This is a genomic window from Pseudomonas syringae, assembly GCF_002157375.1.
In the GTDB taxonomy this organism is placed as follows: Bacteria; Pseudomonadota; Gammaproteobacteria; order Pseudomonadales; family Pseudomonadaceae; genus Aquipseudomonas; species Aquipseudomonas syringae_T.
In genome coordinates this window covers 23565-38048 of sequence record NZ_MTSA01000015.1, presented here as the reverse complement: position 1 = coordinate 38048, position 14484 = coordinate 23565, and the positions used below count along the sequence as shown (strand labels likewise).

General features: G+C 53.8%; 14 protein-coding genes and 1 pseudogene. 8 read left to right on the top strand and 7 right to left on the bottom strand.

Annotated features, from left to right (window positions below; all coding sequences use genetic code 11):
• The first annotated feature begins 8 nt into the window (after nucleotides 1-8).
• From tagF to BW686_RS26910, 7 genes are all read left to right on the top strand, one after another.
• On the top strand, nucleotides 9-932 hold the full coding sequence (tagF, locus tag BW686_RS19095) for a type VI secretion system-associated protein TagF (protein ID WP_084919077.1): 924 nt from the start codon (nucleotides 9-11) through the stop codon (nucleotides 930-932).
• On the top strand, nucleotides 929-3421 hold the full coding sequence (gene tssM, locus BW686_RS19090; protein ID WP_084919076.1) for a type VI secretion system membrane subunit TssM: 2493 nt from the start codon (nucleotides 929-931) through the stop codon (nucleotides 3419-3421). The genes tagF and tssM overlap by 4 nt, the downstream gene beginning before the upstream one ends.
• 154 nt (nucleotides 3422-3575) lie before the next feature.
• Nucleotides 3576-4094, top strand: coding sequence for an Hcp family type VI secretion system effector (locus BW686_RS19085; RefSeq protein ID WP_084919075.1), 519 nt, complete (start codon nucleotides 3576-3578; stop codon nucleotides 4092-4094).
• 90 nt (nucleotides 4095-4184) lie between these two features.
• Entirely contained in the window at nucleotides 4185-5282 is a 1098-nt protein-coding gene (gene tssA / locus BW686_RS19080; RefSeq protein ID WP_084919074.1) for a type VI secretion system protein TssA, read from the top strand.
• A 177-nt stretch (nucleotides 5283-5459) separates the two neighbouring features.
• Complete coding sequence (locus BW686_RS19075) at nucleotides 5460-5885, top strand: DUF2628 domain-containing protein (protein ID WP_084919073.1); 426 nt, start codon at nucleotides 5460-5462, stop codon at nucleotides 5883-5885.
• Between the two features lie 35 nt (nucleotides 5886-5920).
• A complete protein-coding gene (locus tag BW686_RS19070; RefSeq protein WP_084919072.1) occupies nucleotides 5921-6241 on the top strand; it encodes a hypothetical protein in 321 nt (106 codons plus the stop codon).
• Nucleotides 6242-6338: 97 nt separating this feature from the next.
• The gene (locus BW686_RS26910) at nucleotides 6339-6500 is read left to right on the top strand and encodes a hypothetical protein (protein WP_179149315.1); all 162 of its coding nucleotides are present in this window, start codon (nucleotides 6339-6341) and stop codon (nucleotides 6498-6500) included.
• 925 nt (nucleotides 6501-7425) lie between these two features.
• Here BW686_RS26910 and BW686_RS19065 read toward each other — a convergent pair.
• From BW686_RS19065 to BW686_RS19025, 7 genes and pseudogenes are all read right to left on the bottom strand, one after another.
• Nucleotides 7426-7773, bottom strand: a complete 348-nt coding sequence (locus tag BW686_RS19065) for a hypothetical protein (protein WP_084919070.1) — start codon at nucleotides 7771-7773, stop codon at nucleotides 7426-7428.
• Nucleotides 7774-7776: 3 nt separating this feature from the next.
• The gene (locus BW686_RS19060) at nucleotides 7777-8331 is read right to left on the bottom strand and encodes an HD domain-containing protein (protein ID WP_084919069.1); all 555 of its coding nucleotides are present in this window, start codon (nucleotides 8329-8331) and stop codon (nucleotides 7777-7779) included.
• A gap of 179 nt (nucleotides 8332-8510) precedes the next feature.
• Nucleotides 8511-8836: pseudogene (locus BW686_RS27210) on the bottom strand (hypothetical protein).
• A gap of 55 nt (nucleotides 8837-8891) precedes the next feature.
• Nucleotides 8892-9206 (bottom strand): immunity protein Tsi6 family protein, encoded by a 315-nt coding sequence (locus BW686_RS19045; RefSeq protein WP_084919067.1) that lies wholly within the window; start codon nucleotides 9204-9206, stop codon nucleotides 8892-8894.
• A 477-nt stretch (nucleotides 9207-9683) separates the two neighbouring features.
• A complete protein-coding gene (locus BW686_RS19035) occupies nucleotides 9684-9992 on the bottom strand; it encodes a hypothetical protein (protein ID WP_084919066.1) in 309 nt (102 codons plus the stop codon).
• Between the two features lie 214 nt (nucleotides 9993-10206).
• Nucleotides 10207-10512 carry a hypothetical protein gene (locus BW686_RS19030; RefSeq protein ID WP_084919065.1) on the bottom strand — a complete coding sequence of 102 codons (306 nt, stop codon included), beginning with the start codon at nucleotides 10510-10512 and terminating at the stop codon, nucleotides 10207-10209.
• An 8-nt stretch (nucleotides 10513-10520) separates the two neighbouring features.
• The gene (locus BW686_RS19025; RefSeq protein WP_084919064.1) at nucleotides 10521-11981 is read right to left on the bottom strand and encodes a DUF6861 domain-containing protein; all 1461 of its coding nucleotides are present in this window, start codon (nucleotides 11979-11981) and stop codon (nucleotides 10521-10523) included.
• 659 nt (nucleotides 11982-12640) lie between these two features.
• Between BW686_RS19025 and BW686_RS19020 the strand changes: the two genes are divergently transcribed.
• Nucleotides 12641-14476: a type VI secretion system Vgr family protein gene (locus tag BW686_RS19020; protein WP_084919063.1), complete on the top strand. Its 1836-nt coding sequence runs from the start codon at nucleotides 12641-12643 to the stop codon at nucleotides 14474-14476.
• Nucleotides 14477-14484 lie beyond the last annotated feature (8 nt).

The window sequence follows — 14484 nt, the reverse complement described above, 5'->3', positions numbered from 1 at the left end:
GGCAGCCGATGATTGGCTGCTTCGGAAAAGTACCCGCAAGCGCAGATTTCGTCAGCCTGCATGGTGCCAGTGACGAAGCCTGCGAATTCGACGCGTGGCTGCAGGGCGCTCTCGCCGACATGCAGCACCGCGAAGACTGGCGCACGCTGTTCGACCGGTTGCCGGTGTGTTTCTTCAGTTACCGGGCGCGCAGCGGCAACTGGCTGGTGGGCGGTTTGATCAGTTCCCGGGACTCCAGCGCGCGACGCTACCCGTTTTTCATCTTTCAAACGGTGAAAGCCAGCGACGCCGGTGTGTTTGTGAACCCGTTCACCCTGAGCGAACTGTTCGCCGGGCAGATCAAGCCGCTGCTGCACATGGCGGCGCAAGGGGAAGGCACGGCAGTGCTGTTCGACCGCATACGGGCCTTGCGTCCATTGCAAGGTCAGGACTTTGAACTGTTCCGCCGCGTGCATGAAAAGTTTCTGGTGAACTTCACCTTGCGTGACATCGCGACCTCGCTGGAGAGTTCCTACCCGGAGTTCATCAGCAATGCCGTGCTTACACGACTGCAAGCGCTGAGTCGCCCGTCCCATAACTCGCCTATCGGGATTTCTCTGCCGCTGCCTGCCGAACGTGGCTTGAAGAACCCAACAGCAGATTTGTGGGTCCACTGGTTGTCGCGTCTCAATGTAAACAAGGCTGTGCCGCAGATCAGCATTCTGGCGGATGATTTCATGCGCCCCAGGCTGTTCTGCTTTCCGTCCCGCAACACCACAGGCGTATACCGCGTGGTGACGGGCGTGGGTACACATTCGGAGAACTATGACGTGCTGGCACCTTTCGACGCGTTCGACGAACACCACCAAAGCCATGTGTTTCCGGACATAGACCGCCCTCTTTATGACGTTATCGACCGTTTTGTCGATGTGCTGGATTTGAAGTCCGTATGAACAAAATCAAGTATTACTTCCTGCGCTATCAGCCCTACATCCTCGGGGTCTGCTTTTTCCTGGCGATTTTTATCGTCTGGAGCATCGGCCGAGCCTTGGGCTTCAGCTCGATGAACAGCTTGCTGACAGGTATCGGCCTGTTTCTGCTGCTGTCGGCTGCTTACGTTCTGCTGCTGTATCGCGGCGTGTCTCAGCATCAGAACCTTGAAGGCCTGCTGCGCGACGACGCCGATCAGGCCGTGCTCAATGCAAGCCCGGCGGATCGCGAAGAGATCAGCCTGCTGCGCGAGCGCCTGCTGCAAAGCATCGAGCGCCTGCAGAGCAACAAGCCGAACGGCTCCAACGCCAAAGACGCGCTCTATGCCCTGCCCTGGTATCTGGTGGTCGGCCAGCCCGCGGCGGGCAAAAGCACCATGCTGTATCAGTCAGGCCTCAACTTCCCTTACGCCGAACGCGAAGGCGCACGCGTCGCCGGGCTGGGCGGCACACGCAACTGCGACTGGTTCTTCAGCTCCGAAGCCGTACTGCTGGACACCGCTGGCCGCTACATGAACGACCAGGAAGAGGCCGGCAAATGGCGGGCGTTCCTGCAACTGCTGCGTCAGCATCGCCAGCGCAGGCCGCTCAACGGTTTGATTGTCACGGTCAGCATTCACGACATCCTGCAATCCTCGGTCGAGGATCAAGAGCGCATTGCCAAGCGTCTGCGCGAGCGGATTCAGGAAACCCACGCCCTGCTGGAAGTGCGCCTGCCGGTGTACCTGGTGTTCACCAAGTGCGATCTGGTGCCGGGCTTTGTGCCGTTTTATCGCCAACTGGACGATGTGGCGCGTGGCGAGGTGATGGGCAAGACCTTCGCGCACAAGGGCTACGAGCAGGCCGACTGGGGCCAGCGTTTCGGCGTGGCGATGGAAGAGCTGATCAGTTACTGGAAAGAAGTGGCGAACCAGCAACTGGTCCTTCAGGACATCCAGATCACGCGTCAGGACACTGCGGTGTACCGGTTCCCGCTGGAGCTGGAAGCGTTGAAACCGCGGCTTCGGCTGTTCGTCGATGCTCTGCTGCGCGCCAACCCGTACCAGAGCGCCGAAATGCTGCGCGGTTTCTACTTCACCAGCGCACTGGACGCCGATCAGCCGGAAATGGGCGGACACACCCGTCAGGTCACCGAGCGATTCCAGCTGGAAAGCGAGCAGGACAGCGTCGACGGCAATGCGCAGCCTCACCCGCTGTTCATCAACAGCCTGTTCCGCAAAGTGATCATCCCCGATCAGCATCTGGTGGCGCTGTACACCACCAACCATCGCGAGCGTCGTCGCAAAGCAGCGTGGGTTGGCGGTGCAAGCCTGGTTGCCTTGCTGCTGTGCAGCCTGTGGGGCTGGTCGTACTGGAACAACAAGGACAACATTCAGTCGATTTCCACCGAGCTTGCCCAAGCCGCCGCTGACGACAGCAAAGCCACGGGGCAATACACCGAATGGCAAACCCTGGATCGCCTGCGCTTCTGGACGTCGCTCTATTACGGCCGTCACCACGACGAAGGTGTGCCGTTGCGCCTGCGCCTGGGTCTTTACAAAGGTTATGACGTCGAGCCGCTGCTGCGCACGCGATACTTCAATCGCCTGGAAACGGTGATGCTCAAGCCGACCGCAGACAACCTGACGCGCTCGCTTTACCTGCTGACCACCATCAAAGTCTATCAGCGCAATGCCAAGGACCTGACACCGGTCACAGGCGTGGACAGCGTCGAGCCCAAGGCGCTGCCGCCGGATAACCGTGCGCAGTCCATCGCCGCGTTCGGCAAGGCCACGCTGGACACGTACGTGATGTTGTCACGCGCACAACGGGAGAAAGCCGACCCGGCCTTCCTGAAAGCGAAAATGCCTGATTACTGGTACCCGGCCATCGCGCGCCAGACCGGCAAGACCATCACCGCGAATGCCGAGGCAGGCTCTAATCAGGATTACGAGTACGCCAGTCGCCAGATCAACTTCTACAGCGATCAGATTCATGAGCTGGACGTGCCGCGGATTCTCGACAACGCCTTTCTGACATCCAGTTCGCGTAATTACATTAATAGTCTGCTGACGCAGTCGTTGAAGGCGATCGAAACCATCACGCTGGAATCGGACACGCTGTTTGCCTTTGGTCGTGCGGATTTCCAGAGCCTGAAAACCGAAGGTCAAAACCAGTTGAGCGCGATTGCCGGCAAGCTGCTGAGCACGCCGAACATCGGCAAGATCGTGATTGCCGGTCACGCCGACCAATTGGGTGATCCGCAGAGCAACATGCAGGTGTCCAAGCAGCGGGCGCAGACCATCAAGACCTACCTGGTCGGCAAGGGCGTACCCGCCGAGCTGGTGGACGCGGTGGGCGAAGGCAGCGAGAAGCCTTTGGTCAAATGCGATATGCAGCAACCCAGGGCGCAGTTGATTCAGTGCCTGGAGCCAAACCGGCGTGTAGAGATCGAAGTACGCGCACTCAACTGAGTGCGCGCTGACAGGAAACCGAAGCCCGGGTCGTCTTCATGAAACCGGGGCCGTGGTAAAAAACCTTTCTTGATTGTTTCAGGAAGGTTAATCAAAAGGGCCGTGTGCTGTCCGCAGACGTCACGGTTTTAAATGAAGAAAGGAGAAGCAGAAAATGGCATTTGATGCATACATCCAAATCGACGGCATCCCAGGCGAAGTTCTGGACGACAAGCACAAGGACTGGATCGAAGTGCTCGGCTATGAGTACGGCGCTACCCAGGCCACCTCCGCTACCGCCAGCTCTTCGGGCGGTGCTTCGTCCGAGCGCGTCGCGCTGAGCGACTTCAGCATCCGCAAGTCTGTGGACAAGGCTTCTGCGAAGCTGTTCGAAGCGTGCTGTAAAGGCACTCACATCGCCAAGATCCAGCTGAACGTCAACCGTGCAGGCGGCGACAAGCTGACTTACCTGACCATCAACCTGGAAGAAGTGGTCGTGTCTTCCGTCAAGGCTGTGGCTGGCGGTAACCAGCATGGCGAAGACAACGCGGTCAGCGATCTGCCGATCGAAGAAGTGACCTTCAACTTCGCTCGCATCAAGACCACCTACACCCAACAGAGCCGTTCCGATGGCCAGGGTGGCGGTAACGTTACCGGCGGCTGGGACCGCACTGCGAACAAAGTATTCGCATAAGCCCGTGACACCTCGGGTCGCGCATGCGGCCCGTCTTCACACCGTGTCTGTCCGGGCACGGTGTTCTTTTACCCTTGATCAGAGTTGACCATGTCTGAATTTCTCAACGACCTTTCGCTTGCCGATCTGACGGCGCCCATCAACGGGGGCAGCGGCGAAGACATGAGCTTTTCCACCCTGTTCGATCAGGTCAAGGAAGCTCGTCGAGCAGACCCCGACTACCTCACCCAAGGTGATTGGCAAACCGACCTGAAGTCTTCGGACTGGGATCAGACCATCACGTTGGCTGCAAAGGGCCTTGCAGAACAAAGCAAAGACCTGATGCTCGTCGCCTGGCTCAGCGAAGCCCTGGCGCACAAATACCACTTTGTCGGCATCACCTTTGGCCTGACCCTGGCCGAACGGATTCTGCAAAATTTCTGGGACGACCTGTACCCGTCGTTAGAGGACGGTGTAGAAGAGCGTGCCGCACGCCTGGCGTGGCTGAAAACCTCGCTGACCGACGTCGTCGGCGGGCTGCCCATTACCCAGGGGCAAAACTTTGGCCTGTTGCGCTATGACGAGTCGCGCCACGTAGAAAACCTGGCGCTGCAAAACCCCAAAGCCATGCACGCCGCTGTTGAAGAAGGCAAGATCAACGCCGAAATCTTCCAGCGTTCCGTGGTTTTGACCGACTCGGACCACCTGCGCCTCAAAGCCAGCGAAATCGCCGCCAGCCTCTACGCCTGCCAACAGCTCCAGGCCACCGCCGACACCCTGTTCGGCCGCGACGCGCCCAGCTTTGTCACCCTCAGCGACATCCTGCAACGCGCCGGGCAACTGACCGAGAAGTTGCTCAAGGACCGCGGCATCGAACTGAACCCGGTCCCCGCCGCCGCCGTTCAGGCCGCCCCCGAAATCGCCATCGACCAACCCGCAGGTGTCGCGATGACCCAGACCAGCCAGGACAGCGCCTCCGCACCACTGCGCACCACACCGACCACCCGCGACGAAGCCTTCACCATGCTCGCCGGCATCGCGCAGTTCTTCAAAAACACCGAACCGCAAAGCCCCGTCCCGTACCTCATCGAGCGCGCCATCAAGTGGGGCAACATGCCGCTGGAAGGCTGGCTGAGCGATGTCATCAAAGACAGCAACGTCGTGGACAGCATTCGTGATGTGCTGGGTACGAAAGAGCCGAAGCAGTAAGGGTGATCTGTAGGATCGGTCTGTATGAAGGTACGTACAGACCGTCGGGAAATGCACGACAGGACGAGTCCGTCTGTATGACTGACGCGCCCTCGATTTACCCGTATTTTGCGTCTTACCCAGCGCAGCAACAGGGAACGACCATTCACGTGATTCACACACATCAGGGATTAGAGAATGAACACGTCAGACCCGGTAAACGCATCAGGCCACTACAGCGACAAATGGAAAGAACGCTTCGCCTTTTTTGAAGCGCACGGCGGCCCGAGCGCACCGGGGTTCAGACCCGCGCTCAAGCAACTGCCGTTTCTGAAAAAAGTGAAAATCAACTTCAACTTCTTTGCGTTCTTTTTTGGGCCGGTTTATCTGTTCATCATGGGGCTGTGGAAGAAGAATCTGTCCTTTATCGTGATCATGGTGGTGGTGTCCGTCGCATCGGACATCGTGATGGAAATGTTTGATTTTCGCTACGCCAGAGAGGCCAGCTCTGCACTCGGCTTTGTATTTAACGCGCTCTACGGGCAGCTGACTAACTATGCCTATTATCTCAATGAAGTGAAAGGCAAGCAGAGCTGGAATCCCTTTGAGGGGATACGTTGGTAATGCGAGCACATGGGTTCTATTTCAGGGAGATTTAAATGTTTGAACCTGTAGCCATTACAGCATTATTACTGTTTTTTTTAGCGCTGGGATTTTTTACTGTCTACGCGCCGATTAGAACCATTGCTTCGTTGATTCGGCGTAACAATCCTCTTGACCGTGTGTCGCGGTTTTCTTACGCCATGTCGACCTGCTTATCATTTCCCGCGGCAGGCTATGCATTCCTCGTTGCTTTCGTTGATTCGGACCAGACCGAAACGTTTTTATGGCTTTCGGCCTATCTTTTTTTACAGGCAATAATGATGGCGGTACTGATGATTAAAACCAGAGGACGCTCAAGGCTTGATAGATTTTTGTAGCTTCCTGGCGTTCGCCTCACACAGTTGAAGTCTGCCGTTTGTAAATCCTACCTCTCATTTGGGCAGGCATGGAGCCATTAGTCATAGGGAAGCCAATATGCGCCCAATCATCGTTGTCAACGATCCCAACACCGATTCGGGTACCCGGGGGCTTCACCGCCACGAAGGCGCTTCGCACCCAGACGTCAAACCGAGCGACAATCGCAGTCTGTTCCGTAACAGGTATGACCAGTTGAGCAACCCGGAATCGGATACGTGATTGCGTTGGCGTGAATCGACGCCAATCCGCTTGCGTGTAGACGTTATCGATAAAGTTACCTACGATTCTTGGCTGCGTGCGTCTAAGGCAGCCAGACACGTGGCGCAGAAGGTGGTTTCGCACTGGGATTCAGATCAGGCAGTTGGGGATACTCTAAAAATGACGACTATGTACGACCCGGATCCGGCTACTTTAAAGACGGGGGCGATAACAGCGTTTTTTTTGTCATCGTCTCTGCTGCTTTTGGCCCAGCCAATTTCCCTGGCTACTGGTGGTTATATTGCTGTCTTACGGTTCTGATTTTTATTCATACCCTGTATCTGATTTATCGGTGCGAAAGCTTTACGAGTTTCACCCTTAGCCTGCTCTCTTCATTTGTCTTTTCGTTCGGATTTGCCGCAGCAGGGTTGGCCCATGTGATGCTTCTGAAGGACGTAGGGGCTTCTGGCGCTGAAGCTGCAACTGTGAACGCAGGTTTGATCGTGGCTATGCTCGCAATCTATGCCGGCATTTACTTCTCTGCGTCGAAGATCTTCCCTTTTTGTGTGACTGGAAATAGAGTCTCGCGGACGTCGGTGAAGTCCGCGAGGCTAAGTGCCGGGTTTATTTCAGGTGTTGGCATGTTGGCGTCCTCGGCGTTTGTCGGCTCTGTGTCGGAGTTGACCTCAAGTGCGGTGGCGGTGTTGGGCGCGTTCTTTATTTGCGTAGGTCTATTGGTGCATGAGCGACATGCAATCAGGGGGCTACGCACACTGCGCATTAAGCAGAAACTCTGCCCACCCCCTACACCTTCATGCAAATCGACGAGATTCGCGAGGCTCGCAGTCGCTGGTGGCTGGGCAGGCTGTTCAAGTGGGTCGCTTCGTGGCCCAGGTCGCCGGGCACCTGATATTCGATGACCGCTACATGACGGACCGGCACCCCGTTATCTATCGAACTGGATAACCCGAATCTCGCCATTCTCCACATTCACCGAGTAGGTCACACCATTCCAGCAACCTGCGATGACCTGAGCGTTGTCGTCGCAGTGAAGGCTCATAAACGGCTTGTCCGCCTGCGTACCGTGCGGGCTTTCCTCGATCTGCCAGAGCACTTCGCCAGCCATCGAGAAAGCGAAGATGTTCCGGTTGAAGCCCTCGCCCGGCGGGGATTCAAGCCTGATTAGCACTATCCCCTGAAACAGCAGAAACGTGTCCACCGGGTAAGGAAGGCAGACTCGCTGACTTTCTATCCAGAGATTCCCGTTCTCGATCCGACAATGATGAGAGGTCATTACTCAGCCTTCAAAGCCATCAACATAAAGCGCCTGATAACGCGCCATCGTATCGATGAGCCGCTGCTGCAGATACCCGTTCGCATGTCCCAAGGCTGCCAGGATCTGTGAGGACTCAACCAAATACGACGCTCGTTTTGCCTTCGTCCAAGTGGACGGTGCGGACTGGAGATTGGTGATTCGATCACACAACTTGACCGACGCAGCTTCTTTGGAATGACTCGCGATGCCAGCGAAATAAAGTGCTTCGGAAAACGGCACGATCAGGTTCTTGCTCAGGCACGCCACGGCTGAGGCGACCTCCACACCGAACGCTTCAGCCAACTCATCCTGAGTTACCGGCGTATCCTCCAGCACGTCGTGCAGCAACGCTGTAGGCAAGGCTATCTCAAGCGCACCCACGGACTCTTCGCGATGGGCAAAGATCAACTCGTTGGCAACCATCGCCACGTGGGTGGTGTAAGGAAGGTCCGAGCCTGTCATTTTTTGGCCGACGTGGGCATGGGAAGCAAATAGCCAGGCTTTGTTGTAGAGCTGTTGCGGGCATGGTTTGGACACTTGGGTCAGATTCCTTGAGACGCGATATAAGTCAGGGGCTGTGAGCTGATCTTTATGTAATCCATGCGTTGAAGTAGCTGCGCGGAAGGTGCGGGGCAGCAGGTGATCTTAGCGCTCTAGTGGTCGAGCATGTCGTTGGGGCTTCTCAAGTCGATCATGGGTCCTTCCAGGATAATCTTTCAAGGTGCAGAGCAGTATGGAAGCTGCTGCCTGGTGCCCAAGTCTATACCGCTTGTTAACGGCCAAATAGGCGTTACCCGCTTTGCGCCTGGCTTCTGGATCAAAAGATCATCCCGCTCTCTCCTGCGGCATGCCGTGGCGAAAGCATCCGCAGCAATGAGGTCTGTGTGGAAAAGATCAAAGCTGGCTTTGTCAACCTTGTAATACTCCTCGTAATCGATCAAGTCATTATTCACCGGAAATGGCAAATAAAAACGCCCTGAGGTTTCCTCGATGCCCAAGGAGAGCATGAGGTCACGATTAAAAAAGTGTCATTAAGTTTCATATTCCCTCTTTAGATTTCACTTCCCGAGCTATCTCTACATAAACCACGCGCTACCTTAGTCACGGTATAGAATGCCGGTGGGCAGTTTAAATTTTAGTCCGTTTGCTGACTGATTCGCGATGTAAAAAACATCCATCAGGGCTCGTGCCAGTTCGTAATCTGTTTCTTCAAACTCCTTGGCTGCAAGGGCACCGATGGAAAGCTTGTGAAGTCTGGACTTGTCTTTCTCAACACCCTCGAAAATGGATTTTACATAGAGAAGCTGATTTAGAACTGGTGCGTATATCGGGAACGCAGGATAGCGACTTATACGTACTCCGGTGAGTAAAACAGCATGATGTATAAATCCCATGGCGGATTCAAACTTCATTATCGGCCTCCTCCTAACACATAACATGCTTCATCACTGCGGCACACACGAGCTATTTTTGATTTCGTTCTGCACGAAGTATTTTTAAGAGCGGAGGTTCTCCGCCCGTAATCTCAATTGAAAATACAGCATATGCTTCTTCCAAATCGCTGTACTCCTGAAGTCCGTTTTCAGTAAAACGATAACACCCCGGAATCTTGCCCCATTGTATGGGTGATATAATACTTCTTGATTTCGCTAGTTCCAGCAATACCCTGAGGTCATTATAGAGATGTAACGCCTGAACATCTTTACTTGCATACTCCTTTAGCTTCGCCTCTAAAATTCTTGCTGAAGAGCTCAATTTTTCTATGTTAATTTTTAGCACCTCATGATTTGAACTGCCACAGTCAAAAAAAATTTATTCGACCCTCTACCCCTGCTAAAAATAAGCTGCACTGATTTGTTCATCACGCCTATTCCCTATTCGCAGATATTTCAGTCCTTAGCCATTTTGGCCAGCAAAATTTTGTAGGCCTCAGTCTCCCGTCCCTCGATGAGTTCCATATAGAAATCTGTATATGCAGCCTCCAAATCTTTATATGACTGTAAACTTGTCTCAGTGAAAAGCTTGTAACCTGGAATATCTCGCGGCTCTACCATTTCAGTGATTTGGCCTCGCTCTGCTCGGGAAAGCAAATCCTCAAGATTCAACAATAAAATTGAAGCATCAGGGTCGCGATGCTTATAAAATTCAAGCTTGTCGCGAAGCGTTGTGGCTGCCATTTTCAAAGCTTTAACATCCATACTTATGTTACTCCTAATTGCCTATGGTGCAGTTATCCTAGGCATTAGCCAATGCTTAGCTATTACAATCCAGACATGGCAATTGCAGTAGGATACTAGGCTAATTCTCACCGGTGCATATGCTATATGTCTCAGAAAGCAGGTCATGCAGCATCAGGATCGCAAGGCACGTGCGCCACACAGAGCAAAAGTTAACTGCCCGTGAAACTCACTTTCACTCCTCGCCCATTTCCCTTTTCAACTTACGTAATAAAGGAGTCTCTCCACCAGTCAGCTCAATCCTGAACTCTGCGAAAGCATGCTCAAGATGAGAATATTGTTGCAAGCCCTCTTCGGTAAATAGGTAACGCCCCGGAATGTCTCGCCACTGCAACTTAACTGTTATCATGCCAGATTCGGCCAGCTTCATCAGTGGTTCGATCTCAGCTCGAAGCTTTTCAACAACGGGATCTGACTTTCTCAAATCTTCAATCACGTCACGCAGCTTTTGCGTTTTTTGTTTAAGCTTTTCGATATCCATATAAACCTCTAGTTAAATATTGTACCTAACAGCTTGGGACTTCCCCATTCGCCACGATCAGGAACTATAGATTGAAAAACCTCACCGGTCCGGTTAATCACTCCGCCCAACTCTGTAGTAGGTGCTATTTTACTCACAAAAACTTCTGTAGGCTTTAACGGAGCGATCTGAAAAACCGAATAGCCGACGGACTCACTTTTTAAGGGCAATCCAAATGCGTCGGCAAGTGTTTTTCCTGACTTCATTGCGGCTTGAAGCTCTTCTAGCGTTGTAAAAAATGGAGAATAGCTAGTGACCTCTTGCCCTCGTGGAACGATTTTTATTAACGGTGAATTTACTGTTTTTATTTGGGGAATTGTAGAGCCGCTTGCCACAATGTCATAAGCTCGAGCATAAATACCGGTGGCATCTGTTTGTGGCGATGCTGCCTGGAGTTTACTTATTAGTTTTCCGCCTTCGGGCGTGGATAGAAAATCTGCAATTTGCTCGTCGGACAGCCCCAAAGTTTTGAATGTTTTAACCTCATCGATCTGTTTTTTTAATGGTGCGAAGCCTGAATCTTGCTTGGCATAGAACTCGCGCATATTATCGAGTTCTACGTTCTTTAGCGGAGCCGGCCCATTGACCTGCAATTCCGGCTGAGCCAACAACTTCTGCTCATTACGCGCCAGCCAATTCGCAAACTGCTTGTTCGAAATCTCTGCCTGAAGCTTGGCACTGCGCGCTGCGATGCTATCCATACTGCCCATAAGGCCTGCCTTGACCTGCCCACGCGTCATATAGGTCACGATGGCCGTAAAGAGCAGCAGCACAAGTTGCTCTTGACCCTTTGCAAGCTGGCGGGCAGCGCGATCAATGCGCTCCTGGATTTCGTATGCCGAACCACCAGTGGGGTCAAGCCCCTCGGGTTTCAGACCTTCGTCAGCATGCCAGGCAGTGGCGAAGCCTTCCTGCAGGGTAGAAAGGCAAGCAGGCAGGCCTTGGTAGAAATACTCAGCAATCGATGCGAGGCCCAGCGTCAACAAGATCAGGTTGCCAACCTGTAAACCAATGCCCGCTCCTGCTGCCGCTACGGGCACAGCGCCCACGCCAAAGAAAGCAGCCCCGGCAATGCCGCCAGCGATTGCACCGACAGCAACGCTGCCGCCGAGAATCATCGCCACTTCTTTAACCAGTTGCAGCAGCACCGGGAGGATCTGCTCGATCTCGATGGACGCCCATTTTCGCTTGAGGTCTGACTCAACAATATCGTGGGAAAGCCTCACGGCCGCTTTCACATAGTCAATGCGGTTGCCGCCCATGTATCCGTAGGCTTGAGTCGCGGTGGTATTGACGCGTCGCGTGAAGCCATTCCAGCTGTCATAGGTGCTTTGCAGCCCATCGCTGTAGGCTTGATTCAGCGTATTGAATTTATCATCGAGGTTTCGCTCGATGTCATCCCAGCTAGGAACATTGGCTAATAGGTCCATTTACACGTCACAGTCCTGGGTTGAAGGAAGCTAGCACCGGTGCCTTGCGTGGCCACGAATCAGCGTATTCTGGGCAGTACGTATGTCGCCTGTCAGATCTGAATATTTGAGCTGAATTTCAAGGCGAGCTCATTTTTCTCATCTGCGAAACAGACCGCAATGATGTCTTTAGGCCACCAATAAGTCGAGTCTTCACTTAAACCATTGTCAATGCTGAGTATTTACACATTGAAGAGTATCTGAGCCGGTGGAATCAAGACGCTGATAGATAGCGTTTTTCCGTCTTAATCACAGCCAACGCCTGAGCCGTATGGTTGTGGTTGACACGGCGCAGCACCACGGTGTTTCCTTTCGTACTTTACGACAAGGACTGTAACGGTTTTGTGAGAGATGTTGGTTAATTTTACTGACCTAGTGGCACTTTCACACTAATTTATGGTCGCACGCTGCAGTAATTGCGTGATGTGGAACGCGTCTGTAGCCCTGGTCCTACGAGATTTTCGGAGGTTTAGGGTCTTGCGCATATCTGTGGCCAACGTCAATCCAACGCCCTAAATGATTGATACTTAAGCTCCAGACCTACGCCGTGACCTGTCAGCTCGTAATCGTTAGCCGCTAAACCCGGCGGTGCTGGCCTCCCTGCCCTCAAGGAGATAGATATGTTGATGGACCTTGCCGCGATGCTTTCGCCGCAGAACCGGCGCCTTTTCAAATTCAAGAACCTCGCCAACCCCGAGCAGGAATTGCTTCTGGAGTCGTTCAGAGGAACTGAAGGTCTGTCGCGGGCGTATCAGTTTGACCTGCTGTTGGTGTGTCAGGACTCCGGGGTCGAGCTGAAGTCGATGATGGGCCAACATGTGGTCATCGAGATCGAACTGGCCGATGGCTCGCCACGCTACATCGCTGGCTACCTCACGCGCTTTGCCAGTGGCGGCAGCGACGGCGGCATGGCTAAATACACCGCAACGCTCAACCCCTGGTTCTCGATGCTGAAGAACCGCTTCGACACACGTATCTTCCAGGGAAATACGGTTGAGGAAGTCGTTACCCAAGTGTTCGCGATGTGTACCGCGTTCTCCAAGCATGAGTTTCGCCTGAGCAAGCCTCTCAAGCGCTATACCTACATCACTCAATACCGCGAATCCGACTTCAACTTCGTCCAGCGCCTGCTGGAGGAAGAAGGGATGTTCTATTACTTCGAGCATACTGCCGAAGGCCACACCATGATCATCTGTGACGACTCCACCACACTGGTGCCGTTGCCGGAACAGCCCCAGATACGCTTCCACTCGGCTTCGGTCACCGAGACAGCTGACTCCATCACCGACTGGAGCGGGGATCGCAAACTGCAGGCAGGAAAAATAGCGGTTCAGACCTTCGACTACCGTCAGCCGAACAACAGGTTGCCGGTTGCCATGAACAGCCTGAACAAACAAGGTGATGTCGAGAACTTCGAAGTATACGACTTCCCCGGTCAGTACACCCACGGCACCTACGATGAAGGCGAGGCGCTGCTGCGTCTGCGCGTTGAGGCGCTTGAATTGAGAGGCAAGAGCTTTCGAGGCGCGAGTAACTGTCGCGCGATGAAGCCTGGCTACACCTTTGAATTACTCCAGCATTACGACCACGATCAAGGTTCACCTGAAGACCGTCAGTTCCTGCTAGTTCTTGTGGATAGCGAAGGCCACAACAATTACCTGAACGGTCAGCAAGCCAGTTACCAGAACACCTTCTCTTGCGTACGCAAGAAGATAGTTTTTCGCCCACAGCTCACTACCAATCGTTCAGTCATTTCCGGTCCGCAGACTGCTATCGTCGTAGGTCCGCCCGGAGAAGAAATCTTCACGGACGAACTGGGTCGCGTGAAGATTCAGTTCCACTGGGACCGCAAAGGCGAACACAACGACAAAAGCTCCTGCTGGGTCCGCGTCGCTCAATCCGGCGCAAGTGGCGGTTTTGGTAGCATTCAGATCCCGCGCGTTGACGACGAAGTTGTCGTGGTCTTCCTTGATGGCAACCCTGACCGACCTCTGATCATGGGCAGCGTCTACAACAGCCAGAACACCCCGCCATGGTCTTTGCCAGCCAACAAGACACAGAGCGGTTTCCTGACTCGTTCCACGAAAGGACATGGCGGAAACGCCAACTTCTTTCGCTTTGAGGACAAGGCTGGCGCAGAGCAGGTAAGCCTGCACGCCGAGCGCAATCTGGACACCGATATCGAGGTAGATGAGAGCCACACTGTCGGAGGTAACCGGACCATTAAAGTGGAGGGCATGCACTCCGAAACTATAAAGCTGGAGACAAGCATCGCTGTCCAAGAAGGCTCGTATTTTGTGACAGTCGATAAGGGTGAAGTAAAAATAAAATCGGCCACATCCATCACGCTTGAGGTGGGCTCCAGCAAGCTCGTGATGAACGCTGATGGGACCATTACGCTGTCCGGTATCACAGTAAATATAGACGGCACTACCAAAATCAACCTAAACAAATAAGCGACCGA

Coding starts and splice junctions, on each gene's coding strand:
- tagF (WP_084919077.1), top strand. CDS start 9: ATGATTGGCTGCTTCGGAAAAGTACCCGCAAGCGCAGATTTCGTCAGC.
- tssM (WP_084919076.1), top strand. CDS start 929: ATGAACAAAATCAAGTATTACTTCCTGCGCTATCAGCCCTACATCCTC.
- BW686_RS19085 (WP_084919075.1), top strand. CDS start 3,576: ATGGCATTTGATGCATACATCCAAATCGACGGCATCCCAGGCGAAGTT.
- tssA (WP_084919074.1), top strand. CDS start 4,185: ATGTCTGAATTTCTCAACGACCTTTCGCTTGCCGATCTGACGGCGCCC.
- BW686_RS19075 (WP_084919073.1), top strand. CDS start 5,460: ATGAACACGTCAGACCCGGTAAACGCATCAGGCCACTACAGCGACAAA.
- BW686_RS19070 (WP_084919072.1), top strand. CDS start 5,921: ATGTTTGAACCTGTAGCCATTACAGCATTATTACTGTTTTTTTTAGCG.
- BW686_RS26910 (WP_179149315.1), top strand. CDS start 6,339: ATGCGCCCAATCATCGTTGTCAACGATCCCAACACCGATTCGGGTACC.
- BW686_RS19065 (WP_084919070.1), bottom strand. CDS start 7,773: ATGACCTCTCATCATTGTCGGATCGAGAACGGGAATCTCTGGATAGAA.
- BW686_RS19045 (WP_084919067.1), bottom strand. CDS start 9,206: ATGAAGTTTGAATCCGCCATGGGATTTATACATCATGCTGTTTTACTC.
- BW686_RS19035 (WP_084919066.1), bottom strand. CDS start 9,992: ATGGATGTTAAAGCTTTGAAAATGGCAGCCACAACGCTTCGCGACAAG.
- BW686_RS19030 (WP_084919065.1), bottom strand. CDS start 10,512: ATGGATATCGAAAAGCTTAAACAAAAAACGCAAAAGCTGCGTGACGTG.
- BW686_RS19025 (WP_084919064.1), bottom strand. CDS start 11,981: ATGGACCTATTAGCCAATGTTCCTAGCTGGGATGACATCGAGCGAAAC.
- BW686_RS19020 (WP_084919063.1), top strand. CDS start 12,641: ATGTTGATGGACCTTGCCGCGATGCTTTCGCCGCAGAACCGGCGCCTT.